This is a genomic window from Phyllobacterium sp. CCNWLW109 (genome assembly GCF_037203905.1).
Classification (GTDB): Bacteria; Pseudomonadota; Alphaproteobacteria; order Rhizobiales; family Rhizobiaceae; genus Phyllobacterium; species Phyllobacterium ifriqiyense.
Genome location: NZ_JBBCBK010000004.1, coordinates 816,118 through 828,293 on the forward strand (window position 1 = coordinate 816,118; position 12,176 = coordinate 828,293).

The window sequence follows — 12,176 nt, forward strand, 5'->3', positions numbered from 1 at the left end:
GCATGAAGAAGTATCTAAAGGTTGAAATACATAGCTATCAGGTCGCATAATTAGAGAAAACCAGAAGGCGCAAAGCGTCTTAGACAAGAAGGGGAATTCAATGTCTAATGAACTCGACTATCTCAGCCGCAGGGTTGCACTTGGAAAGCTTTCGCGCCGGGATTTCCTGGGTCGCGCCGCTGCGCTCGGCGTCACCACAGTTTTTGCCAATTCACTCCTGACCAGCGCAGCCTTGGCTGAGGGGCCGGTCAAAGGCGGTACGCTTAAAGCCGGTATGCAGGGTGGCGCATCGACTGACAGTCTTGATCCAGCCACCTGGCAAAGTCAGGTTCCCTACAAGTTTGGGCGCCAGTGGGGTGAGCAACTCGTTGAAATCCAACCGGATGGAACGCTGCAACCCAAGCTTGCCGAAGAGTGGGGCTCATCGGACGACGCCAAAGTCTGGACATTCAAGATCCGCAAAGGCGTTCAGTTTCACGACGGCAAGGACATGACGCCGGACGATGTTGTGGCAACGATGGAACGCCACTCCGACGCGAATTCCAAGTCCGGTGCGCTAGGCGTCATGGGTGGTATCTCCAATGTGAAGAAAGACGGCGATACCGTTGTATTTACACTGAAAGAAGCCAATGCCGACCTGCCATTCCTGATGGATGACTACCATCTCATGATTCAGCCGAATGGCGGCAAGGACAAGCCCACAGCCGGTATTGGCACGGGTCCCTATAAGGTCGTGACTGACGAGCCCGGCGTTCGCCATATCGGCGCAAAGTTTGAAAACTATTGGAATGGCGACAAGCGCGGTCATGCCGAGCAAATTGAAATCATCGTGATCAATGATGCAACTGCACGTACTTCCGCGCTGCAGTCGGGTCAGGTGCACATGATCAACCGGGTCGAGCCGAAGATTGTCGATCTGGTCAAGCGCGTGCCGGGCGTTACCATTCAGAACGTGGCCGGTAAGGGACACTACGTTTTCATCGCTCATTGCAACACGGCGCCATTCAATAATAACGACCTGCGGTTGGCGCTTAAATATGCGATGAACCGTGAGGACATGGTGCAGAAAATTCTGCGTGGTTACGGTTCGGTCGGCAATGATTTCCCGATCAACAAGGCCTATCCATTATTCTCTGACGATATTGAGCAGCGCGCATACGATCCTGATAAAGCCGCCTTCCACTTCAAAAAGTCAGGCCATGACGGGCCAATACTGCTTCGCACATCCGACGTTGCCTTCCCGGGCGCTGTGGATGCGGCTCAGCTTTATCAGCAGAGCGCTGCAAAGGCCGGCATTACCATTGAGGTCAAGCGTGAGCCCGGCGATGGCTATTGGTCAGAAGTGTGGAACAAACAGCCATTTTCCGAATCCTATTGGGGCGGGCGTCCAACGCAAGATCAGATGTATTCGACGGCCTACCTTTCTACCGCCGATTGGAATGACACGCGCTTCTTCAATGAAAAGTTTGACAAGATGCTGATTACGGCACGCGGCGAACTGGACGAAGCCAAGCGCAAGTCGATGTACCGCGACATGTCAGTCATCGTGCGCGATGAGGGTGGGGTGATCGTGCCAATGTTCAACGACTTCATTGATGCGACAAGCGCAAAGGTGGGCGGTTGGGTACCAGATGGCAATCAGGAGATGAGCGGCGGTTACGCATTGTCGCGTTGCTGGCTGAACGCCTGATCGGCCGCGTGAGATGAGTACACCTGTCCTGAAACTGGTTGCCCAACGCATCGCGATGGGCATCCTTCTTCTTCTTGCAGTTTCCGTGCTGATTTTTGCAGGCACCCAGATTCTGCCTGGAGACGTTGCGCAATCCATACTCGGGCAATCAGCCACGCCGCAAGCGCTTGAAAACCTGCGACGTGATATGGGCCTGAATGATCCAGCCTATATCCGCTATCTCCATTGGCTTGGCGGCATATTGACCGGTGATTTGGGAACGGCCCTCTCAAGCGGGCAGGACATTGCAAGCTCACTGAAAGGAAGGCTGTGGAACACCTTGTTCCTTGCATTCTGGGCAGCAATTGTTTCCATTCCATTGGCTATTGGTCTGGGACTGTTGGCAGTGCGCTATCGCAATGGTTTTGTGGACAAGCTCATTTCCGGCCTCGGTCTGGCCTCAACTTCGTTGCCCGAGTTTTTTACCGGATACCTGCTGATCTACTTTGTCGCCGTTCGTCTGCAATGGTTCCCAAGTGTTTCAACGGTTTATGAAGGCATGCCGCTGGGTGAAAGGCTCAGCGCCATTGCCTTGCCGGTCACGGTCCTGACACTGGTTGTGCTGGCGCATATGATGCGCATGACACGCGCCGCCATTTTAAACGTCATGCAGTCTGCCTATGTGGAGACAGCGGAACTCAAGGGGCTTTCGCCCTTGCAGATCATCACGCGGCACGCATTTCCAAATGCCATCGCGCCGATCGTCAATGTGGTCATGCTCAATCTGGCATTCTTGGTCGTCGGCGTTGTCGTAGTCGAGGTTATCTTTGTCTATCCCGGCATGGGACAGTACCTTGTGGACCACGTGGCCAAACGCGACGTGCCGGTTGTTCAGGCATGTGGGCTTATTTTCGCGGCTGTATATGTCAGCCTGAATATCATTGCTGACATCGTGGCGATTGTTTCCAATCCCCGCCTCAGACACCCGAAGTGAGGCCCACGCAATGTTGAATGTAAAAAATATTCCTATCAGTGCGTGGATCGGACTTCTCGTCACTGCTGTATTCGTCTTCGCAGCGGTTTTTGCGCCGTGGGTTGCTCCTTATCCTGTGGGGGAGACGGTTGGTGACGTATGGGAACCGATGTCGGCCAAATTTTTGCTTGGCACAGATAATCTGGGTCGCGATTTGCTCTCACGCATGATTTTTGGCGCACGCATCACCATCTTCATTGCGGCCACAGCAACGGCACTATCGTTCATTTTGGGTTCCGTTCTAGGTTTCGCCGCAGCCGTAATCGGAGGCTGGTTTGATCAGCTCATGTCCCGGTTTGTCGATCTGATCATGGCTATTCCGACCCTGATTTTTGCGCTTGTCGTGCTTTCGGTTTTGCCGGCAAATATAATGACATTGATCCTCGTCATGGGGCTATTGGATGCGACGCGCGTTTACCGGCTGGCCCGGGCAGTAGCCGTTGATATCAATGTCATGGACTTTGTCGAGGCTGCGAAACTTCGTGGCGAGGGCCGTATCTGGATTATTTTCCGGGAAATATTACCCAATGCCCTGACACCTTTGATCGCAGAGCTTGGCCTGAGATTCATATTTGCAGTTCTTTTCCTTTCGGCACTTTCCTTCCTTGGCCTCGGTGTCCAGCCACCTGACGCTGATTGGGGTGGAATGGTGAAGGAAAACAAGGAGGGTATCGTCTTTGGCATTCCTGCAGCTTTGATACCTGCTGCGGCCATTGCTGTGCTTGCGATCTCGGTCAACCTTGTCGCGGACTGGATATTGAACCGAACCACCAGCCTGAAGGGAGGTCGCGGATAATGGTCAAAGCTCCATTGAAAGACAAAACAGGCCTTCTTCTCGACATCCGCAATCTGCGTATCGAAGCAACCAGTTATCCGCCTGGAGAACCGCCCAGGAATATTATTATTGTCGACGATGTGTCGGTAAAGCTTGAGCGGGGCAAGGTGCTCGGACTTATAGGCGAATCCGGTGCGGGCAAATCGACAATCGGGCTCTCCAGCATGGGCTATGGCAGGGGTGGTGTACGCATTACCGGTGGTGAAGTGCTGTTGAACGGCCGAGATATTCTGAAAGGCGGCGCCAAGATATTGCGACAGATACGGGGCCGCGAAGTTTGCTACGTGGCGCAATCGGCTGCTGCGGCCTTCAATCCTGCGCGCAAATTGATGGATCAGGTGATTGAAGCCGCGCTGCTTCACAAAATATGCACCAAGGCCGAGGCTGAAAAGCGCGCGGTCGGACTTTTCAAAAAGCTGGGTCTTCCAAATCCTGAAACTTTTGGCCAGCGCTTTCCGCATCAGGTATCGGGCGGACAGCTACAACGTGCCATGACAGCCATGGCTCTATGTTCGGAGCCGGATCTGATTGTCTTTGATGAGCCAACGACGGCTCTTGATGTGACCACGCAGATTGATGTGCTGGCTTCTATCAAGGATGCAATCCGCGATACGAATGTCGCCGCACTCTATATCACGCACGATCTTGCTGTGGTTGCACAGGTCGCTGACGACATTCTCGTCTTGCGCCATGGCAAACAGGTCGAATACGGAGATACACAACAGATAATCAAAGCGCCGCGCCAAGCCTATACAAAACAGCTTGTGTCCGTGCATCACATTCCGCACGAACAAAAAAGTCCCGCCGACAAGCCAATTCTATCGGTGAGGAACATCACCGCTGCCTATGGCGGCGGATTGGTCAAAGTGCTCAAGAACGTTTCTGTCGATATACATCTCGGTCAGACCTTGGCTGTGGTCGGTGAATCCGGTTCTGGTAAATCAACACTTGCTCGCGTCATCACTGGGCTTTTGCCGCCGATGGAAGGGGCGATTACCTTTGAAGGCAGAACATTATCGGCGCGACTTGCCAATCGCACGCGCGACGATCTGCGTGAATTGCAGATGATCTATCAAATGGCTGATACCGCGATGAATCCACGCCAAACGGTCGGAACCATTATCGGCCGTCCGTTGGAATTCTATTTCGGTATGGGTGGCAAGGAACGCGACAAGCGCGTTGCCGAATTGCTGGAAAAAATGGAAATGGGCAAAAATTTTGCTGGCTGCTATCCGGCAGAACTGTCCGGCGGGCAGAAGCAGCGTGTTTGCATCGCGCGCGCACTGGCTGCAAAACCCAAGCTCATCATCTGCGACGAGGTAACCAGCGCGCTTGATCCCTTGGTCGCTGACGGTATTTTGAAACTGCTTTTGAATTTGCAAAAGGATGAAAACGTCGCTTATCTTTTTATCACGCATGACCTTGCGACAGTGAAATCCATATCCGACTCCATCGCAGTCATGTATCGGGGCGAGGTGGTTCGCTACGGTCCGAAGTCGGACGTGTTGAAACCGCCATTTGACGATTACACGGATTTGCTCTTGTCGTCGGTTCCAGAAATGGAACTCGGCTGGCTGGAAACGGCTATGAAGACAAGGCGAATGGCAAGCGCTGGAAACTAAGTTAAATCTGGCCGGGCCAACGGCCTTGGCCGAGCAAATGTACGGCGGTTGTGATCCGGCGAAAGCTCGCTCGCGCACGATCAACGCTGTGGCGCGCACGAAGGTAACCATGAACAAGACCGGGTTCATTGTTCCAGAGCGCCTTTCCCCCGGCAGCGCTGATTTTGTTGCAATAGTCGCGGCCATCGTCGGATAGTGGGTCACATTCCGCCGAGATGGCGATCGTATCGGGCAATCCGTTGAAATCCTGATCATTCAAAGGTGCAAAGCGCGGATCGTTTGACCAATTAAAACCACCACCGCGAATTTCAGCATAGTAGAGCGTATCGCGCGTCGTCAGCATTGGTGCTTGAGCATGGGTGAGATACGAGCCTTGATCTGTTTCACCACCCAGCCCGGGATAGATAAGAACCTGACCAACGGGAGCACGTTCGTGACGGCGCACATGATGTGTGACCGCGGCGGCGAGATTTCCGCCAGCACTGTCACCGCATAAAATGATCGGCAATTCGCAGGTGGATGCGACGTGTTCAAACGCCGCGAGGCAGTCAAGGAATGCTGCTGGATGCAAATGTTCAGGCGCTAAACGATAATCAACCGAGACGATACGAAAGCCGGTAGCGTCGCAAAGCTCAGCACAGACATCATCATGGCTCTCAAGCCCACCCACGACAAATCCGCCACCATGGAAATAGAGGCATACAGCCTCTGGATCGCTATCAGACTTTTCGTAGACCCGGATCGGTATCCGCTGTTCTGCGGTATGAACGAATTTGTTAGTCGAGGAAACCGATCCTGGATATTGCGAAAAGAATGCCCGGCACATGGTGTTGTAGATTTCGCGTTGCCGGGCAATGGAATGATCCGTAGAATCCGGCGGATAAAAACTATTGGTCCGCTCAATGAAAGCCCAGGTCTGCTCGTCGATCAGGGTGGAGTAGTCAGTGGTCATTTTCCCTTCCAAACGGGATCGCGTTTTTCGGCGAATGCCTTGAACCCTTCTTGCCCATCTTCCGAAGCATAAAGTGTGTCGACTGTACGGAATTTCCGCTTTGTGATCCAGTTCATGGCTTCCTGAAAGCCCATGCTTTCCGCTTCGCGCGCGACTTCCTTGATGGCAGCGAAAACCAATGGAGGTCCGCTTTCAAGCATGCGGGCAATTTCCCAAACGCGTGCCATGAGATTGTCTTTCGGCAGCACCTCGTTGACCAGCCCCCAACGATGGGCTTCAGCAACATCCATCCAGCGGCCAGTCAGGAGCAGGTCCATTGCAACATGGTAGGGAATGCGTTTTGGCAATTTTACAGTCGCGGCATCTGCCAGCGTACCAGCGCGTATTTCCGGCAGTGCAAAACTCGAATGATCGGAGGCATAAATCAGATCGCAGGAAAGGGCGAGTTCAAAACCACCGCCGACCGCCATGCCATTGACGGCAGCAATAACCGGCTTGTTAAGATCCAGTAATTCTTGCAGGCCGCCGAAGCCGCCAACACCGTAATCACCATCCACAGCATCGCCGCTGGCAGCTGCCTTCAAATCCCAGCCGGCGCAAAAGAACTTGTCACCCTCGGTTTGTACGATTGCCACACGTAGTTCCGGATCATCGCGGAACTTTTTGAATGTTTCGCCCAGCAGTCTGCTGGTTGTAAGATCAATGGCATTGGCCTTTGGCCGATCAAGCGTAACTTCGAGAATGCCTCCCTCGCGCCGCGTTCTGACAACATCATTCATGAAAGTTCTCCCTTTGTAACCAGCAGCGCATCGGCGATCCAGGCACCTTGTGCCACGCCACAGATCAGCAGCGGATTAATATCGAGTTCAACAATTTTTCCTGCATTTTTGACCGCAAATGTAGCGATCCCCATAATAGCGTCCAAAGCCGCATCCAGATCAGCCTTCGGTCTATTGCGGAAGCCATCAAGCAAGGGGAACATACGCAGTGAACGCAAAGCGGTTTCAATATCGCTGCGGCTTGATGGCAGAAGCAGCGTTACCGTGTCTTGCAGCAATTCTACCATGACCCCGCCAGTACCCAGCGTCATAACAGGGCCGAACTGCGGATCGTCGATAATGCCGACAATGAGTTCTGCCACTGTACCTGTTACCATGCGCTCGACATAAATGCCGGAACCAAGATCAATCAGGTCGTCCGCCGCTGCTTTGACTGCATCTGCATTCTTTAGATTCAGCCTGACGGCATTTTGCTCTGACTTGTGGGAAATGCCGAGCGCCTTGAGGGCGACCGGATAGGCCAGTTTATTGGCGACGTCTACGGCTTCAGCAGACGTCGTACAGCGTTGACCTTCAGGAACCGGCAAGCCTGCGGCTTTCAAAATGGTTTTAGCTTGAGCTTCATCAGGTGCTGCCGTGTTGCCAAAGTTTTTACCGGGAGTAGCCACCGGCAGAGCAATTTCTGTGACCCAAGCCTTGCCGATGAACGCTGCCGCCTCAGCAGCGTCAAAAGCTTCGACAATTCCGCAAAGTGGGGCGATGCCTTTGGCGATGAGCTGCGCCATATATTCTTCCGGAATGTTTTCAGGCAATGAGGCCACGATAGCGCCCTTAGCATTGTTCGTGCGCAATGCATTCTCAAAGCCGCGAACAGTGGACCACCAATCAACGTCCGAGCACCGGTCCTTGCGCGGAAAATCGAGGACAAGACAGCTCAAAGAAAACCCGCCCGCGACCATCGTCGTAAATGTTTCAGTCAGTGCTGGTTCATTATTCCAGATAAAAGTGTGGTAATCGAGCGGATTGGCCACCGCAACGAGAGGTCCGAGCGTCGACTTCACTTTGGCGCGATGTTCCGGCGTCAAAGCAGGGAAGTGAACCAGGCGGCCTTCAGCACTGTCAGCCATAACAGAGGCTTCACCGCCCGAACAACTCATTGAACAGAGCGTGTTTCCATCAAGTGGTCCATGCACGTGCAACAATTTGAGCGTCTCGAGGAACGATGCGATTGAATTGACACGAGCAATGCCCAGCCTTTTCAGAAATGCATCGGAAGCAGCATCCGAACCAGCCAGCGAAGCCGTATGGGAAACTGTCGCAGCTCGTGCTTGTTCTGAGCGTCCAACTTTCATCGCAACGATCGGCTTGCCGAGTTCACGGGCGCGCTTTGCCAGTAGTTCAAATTTGGATGCCGATTGAAAAGCCTCAATATGCAGACCGAGCGCTGTGACGCGTTCATCCTCAAGCAGGGCAATCGCCATGTCAGGCAAGCCGGTCTGAGCCTGGTTGCCCGCCGTCATGACGTGAGCAATCGGCAGTCCGCGGGTCTGCATCGTCATATTGATGGCGATGTTGGACGACTGCGTGATGATGGCTACGCCCCGTTCGTCCGGCTCCAGCCGTCTGCCGCCATGTTGATCGGGCCAAAGCAGAGCGCCATCACAATAATTGATAAGCCCATAGCAATTAGGCCCGATGATCGGCATTTCACCCGCCGCCTCGATCAGTTCTTCCTGAAGTCTTGCGCCGTCGGCGTCATCCGCGCCTGCTTCGAGGAAACCCGATGCATAGCAGACTGCCACGCCCGTTCCGATCGCGCGCAGTTCACGCACAATATCGAGCGTTAGAAAGCGATTAACTCCGATAAATGCGGCGTCAGGACCTGCCGGTAAGTCGGCAACCGAGCGGTAGACTTTCAACCCGCATATTTCATCATGTTTGGGATGCACCGGCCATATCTCACCGGAAAAACCCATTTTTTGCGATTGCTTTATGACTTCGGCAGCTTGAAGGCCGCCGAAGACAGCAATGGTCTTGGGCCGAAGCAGGCGATCCAGTTTATGCGCCATCAAATACTCCGTTACGCGCCATGCGGACGGAGCAGGGCGCGCGATATGATATGCCGCTGAATCTCGGACGTGCCTTCCCAGATGCGCTCGACCCGGGCGTCGCGCCAAATTCGCTCCAGCGGCAGATCATCCATCAATCCCATTCCGCCATGAATCTGGATCGCTTCATCGGCAACGAAAGCCAGCATTTCAGTGGCTTTGAGCTTGGCCATTGCCATATCCTGATCCGTAACGGTGCCTTGATCGAATTTCCAGCCGGCTTCAAACGTGAGCAGATCCGCCGCTTTTAATTCAGTTGCCATATCAGCCAATTTGAACGACACACCCTGAAACTTGCCGATCTGCTGGCCGAACTGCTGACGCTGTGCAGCATATTCAATTGCGTGAGCGAGTGCGCGTTCAGCACGACCCAAACAGGTCGCTGCAACCTGCAAACGGGTAGCGCCCAGCCAGGTATTGGCCACTTCAAAGCCTTTATGCACTTCACCCAGAATAGCATCTTGCGGCAAGCGGCAATCATCGAACTCGATAATCGCATTGCTATATCCACGGTGCGAAACATTGCGGTAGCCTTCGCGGATGGTCATGCCCGGATGACCTTTATCGACAAAGAATGCCGTGATTTTCTTTTTCTTGCCGCGCGGCGTGTCTTCCTCGCCTGAAGCCACGAAAAGAATAACGAAATCGGCCTCAAGCGCGTGGCTTATGAAGTGTTTCGTGCCATTCACCACCCAATCGCCATTATTCTCGACGGCAGATGCTTTCATGCCGCGCAAATCGGAACCAGCGCCGGGCTCTGTCATGGCCAGACAATCGGATTTCTCGCCCCGAATACATGGATAGAGATATTTCTCTTTTTGTGCGTCAGTTCCCGCGAGCAATATATTCGACGGACGTCCGACACAGGTCCAGTGCAGGGCATAGTTTGCGCGGCCGAGTTCTTTTTCATAGAGCAGCCAGGTAACAGTATCGAGACCAGCACCGCCAACTGATTCCGGCATGTTGGCCGCATAAAGGCCTGCTTCAATGGCCTTTTGCTTCAACTCGTCCGCGAGTTCTTTTCGCAGGATGCCAGTGCGTTCGACTTCTGCCTCATGCGGATAAAGCTCATTCTCGACAAAAGCCCGCGTCGTATCAACGATCAGGCGTTGTTCTTCCGAAAGACCAAAATCCATTGTTTCAGCCTTTCTTCTTTTTGGGCTTACTCGTCACGGCCTTTGCTGCTGCCTTGGACAGAGCGGGTTTTTGTGCCAGTTTTGAAAGGCGCTTCGTATAGTCCTTATAGAGCGCACCAGCACCCCATCCTTTGCCCTTATTCTGCTTGGAAAGAGCATCCATGATGGCCACGAGATTGTCGTCACGTATGCGTTCGAGTTCACGAATGGAAAGTCCGTGAGCCTGTTCGTCAGATTGGTTGGCAATCTTGTCGACCAGTTCTTCGGTCAGTTCCGGCACATCCATGAGCTTGGTCCATGGCCATGACAGGCACGGACCGAACTGGGCAATGAAATGACGCATCCCGGCTTCGCCTCCAGCAACGCGGTAGACCTGGAACATACCCATTTGCGCCCAGCGAATGCCGAAGGAGTAGCGCATGATGTCGTCAAGTTCTTCAACGGTCGTGATGTCATCTTTGATGAGCCAGAGAGCTTCGCGCCAAACAGCTTCAAGCAGACGATCACCGACAAAAGCCTCAATTTCCTTGCGAATGACCACAGGTTTCATGCCAATAGACGCGTAAAGTTCCCGCGCTTTTTCGACCGCTTCCGGAGATGTCAGTTTGCCTCCGACAATCTCCACCAGTGGCAAAAGGTAGACCGGATTGTAGGGGTGGCCAACAACCAGACGTTCCGGGTGTTTCATTGATGTTTGCATGTCAGACGGGAGAATGCCGGAAGTCGAAGACCCAATGATCGCGGTCACATCGGCATATTTATCTATTTCGGCCAGCACTTTGTGTTTCAGGTCGAGACGTTCGGGAACGCTTTCCTGGATGAAGTTTGCACCAGCAACGGCTTCCTCAATCGACTTGGCAAAAGTCAACTTGCCTTCTTTAGGCAACCCATCCGGCAACATCGTCTTATAGGCGCGACGCGAATTCTTCATCACCTCGCTGACTTTGCGTTCTGCTTCCGGATCGGGATCGAATATTGAAACATCAATTCCGTTGAGAAGCAGGCGGGCTACCCAGCCAGCACCAATAACTCCGCCACCGACAGCGGCTGCCTTGCGAATGCTTGCCATGATTTTACCAGCCCTTTGTCAATTTCATGCGTTCACGAACTTCTTGAGGACCGAGAATACGGGCTCCCATGCCTTCGGCAACTTTTACGGCTCGTTCTACCAATGGGCCGTTTGTCGCCAGCACGCCTTTATCGAGCCAGATATTATCTTCCAGACCGACACGGATATTTCCGCCCGCAAGCATCGCCATTGCCGCATAGGGCATTTGGTTGCGACCAATAGAAAATGCGGAAAAGGTCCAGTTGGAGGGCAGGTTGTTGGTCAGGGCAAGCAATGTACCAATATCGTCTGGCGCACCCCAAGGAATACCCATGCAGAGTTGAACCATAACAGGATCATCGAGCAGACCCTGATCATAGAGCCATTTGGCGAGAAGGAGGTGACCCGTGTCGAAGATTTCGACTTCAGGGCGAACGCCCAGCGCCTGAATCTGTGCTGCCATTGCTTTCAGCATGGCTGGCGTATTGGTCATGACATAGTCGCCTTCACCAAAATTCATGGTGCCACAGTCGAGCGTGCAGATTTCGGGGCGAAGTTTAGCCACATGTTCCAAACGCTCCGTCGCGCCGGCCATGTCCGTTCCATCTGCGGAAGGCGGCATAGGCTGCTCGACACTGCCGAGCGTCAGATCCCCGCCCATGCCTGCGGTCAAATTGAGCACTATGTCCACGCCAGAGGCCTTTATGTGCTCAACGACTTCCGTGTAGAGAGTTATATCGCGTGAACCCTTACCAGTTTTCGGGTCGCGTACGTGAATATGAGCAATCGCAGCACCCGCATTGGCAGCGGCAATACACTCATCAGCGATCTGGCGGGGAGTTACCGGCACCTTGTCCGAACGGCCTGTCGTGTCGCCAGCGCCAGTAACGGCGCAAGTGATAAATACTTCGCGATTGGGGGTAAGTCCCATTTGTCTGCTCCCATTATTTATTGACCTGATCATGCCCCCATTGCCAAGGAATGCTTTGCGATA

Annotated in this window: 10 protein-coding genes; 4 read left to right on the forward strand and 6 right to left on the reverse strand. The window is 53.5% G+C overall.

The features are described 5' to 3' along the window. Window positions 1–100 precede the first annotated feature (100 nt). From V9K92_RS19370 to V9K92_RS19385, 4 genes are read left to right on the forward strand one after another with little or no spacing between them, the layout of a single operon-like run. On the forward strand, window positions 101–1,690 hold the full coding sequence (locus V9K92_RS19370) for an ABC transporter substrate-binding protein (RefSeq protein WP_115052958.1): 1,590 nt from the start codon (window positions 101–103) through the stop codon (window positions 1,688–1,690). Between the two features lie 13 nt (window positions 1,691–1,703). Beyond that, on the forward strand, window positions 1,704–2,663 hold the full coding sequence (locus tag V9K92_RS19375; protein ID WP_115052959.1) for an ABC transporter permease: 960 nt from the start codon (window positions 1,704–1,706) through the stop codon (window positions 2,661–2,663). A 10-nt stretch (window positions 2,664–2,673) separates the two neighbouring features. After that, entirely contained in the window at window positions 2,674–3,498 is an 825-nt protein-coding gene (locus tag V9K92_RS19380; protein WP_337354700.1) for an ABC transporter permease, read from the forward strand. Then, the gene (locus tag V9K92_RS19385) at window positions 3,498–5,159 is read left to right on the forward strand and encodes an ABC transporter ATP-binding protein (protein ID WP_115052961.1); all 1,662 of its coding nucleotides are present in this window, start codon (window positions 3,498–3,500) and stop codon (window positions 5,157–5,159) included. The genes V9K92_RS19380 and V9K92_RS19385 overlap by 1 nt, the downstream gene beginning before the upstream one ends. Before the next feature lies 1 nt (window position 5,160). Here V9K92_RS19385 and V9K92_RS19390 read toward each other — a convergent pair whose 3' ends face one another. Genes V9K92_RS19390 through V9K92_RS19415 form a run of 6 tightly spaced genes read right to left on the reverse strand, consistent with a single transcriptional unit; the run spans window position 5,161 to window position 12,113 of the window. Further along, window positions 5,161–6,111, reverse strand: a complete 951-nt coding sequence (locus V9K92_RS19390) for an alpha/beta hydrolase (RefSeq protein ID WP_336440035.1) — start codon at window positions 6,109–6,111, stop codon at window positions 5,161–5,163. Next, the gene (locus tag V9K92_RS19395) at window positions 6,108–6,890 is read right to left on the reverse strand and encodes a carnitinyl-CoA dehydratase (protein ID WP_307285331.1); all 783 of its coding nucleotides are present in this window, start codon (window positions 6,888–6,890) and stop codon (window positions 6,108–6,110) included. The genes V9K92_RS19390 and V9K92_RS19395 overlap by 4 nt, the downstream gene beginning before the upstream one ends. Next, window positions 6,887–8,959, reverse strand: coding sequence for an acetate--CoA ligase family protein (locus tag V9K92_RS19400; protein WP_337354701.1), 2,073 nt, complete (start codon window positions 8,957–8,959; stop codon window positions 6,887–6,889). The genes V9K92_RS19395 and V9K92_RS19400 overlap by 4 nt, the downstream gene beginning before the upstream one ends. Window positions 8,960–8,970: 11 nt before the next feature. After that, entirely contained in the window at window positions 8,971–10,134 is a 1,164-nt protein-coding gene (locus V9K92_RS19405) for an acyl-CoA dehydrogenase family protein (protein WP_336440037.1), read from the reverse strand. A gap of 4 nt (window positions 10,135–10,138) precedes the next feature. Beyond that, window positions 10,139–11,203 carry a carnitine 3-dehydrogenase gene (locus tag V9K92_RS19410; RefSeq protein WP_307285322.1) on the reverse strand — a complete coding sequence of 355 codons (1,065 nt, stop codon included), beginning with the start codon at window positions 11,201–11,203 and terminating at the stop codon, window positions 10,139–10,141. A 4-nt stretch (window positions 11,204–11,207) separates the two neighbouring features. Continuing rightward, a complete protein-coding gene (locus tag V9K92_RS19415) occupies window positions 11,208–12,113 on the reverse strand; it encodes a 3-keto-5-aminohexanoate cleavage protein (protein ID WP_337354702.1) in 906 nt (301 codons plus the stop codon). Window positions 12,114–12,176 lie beyond the last annotated feature (63 nt).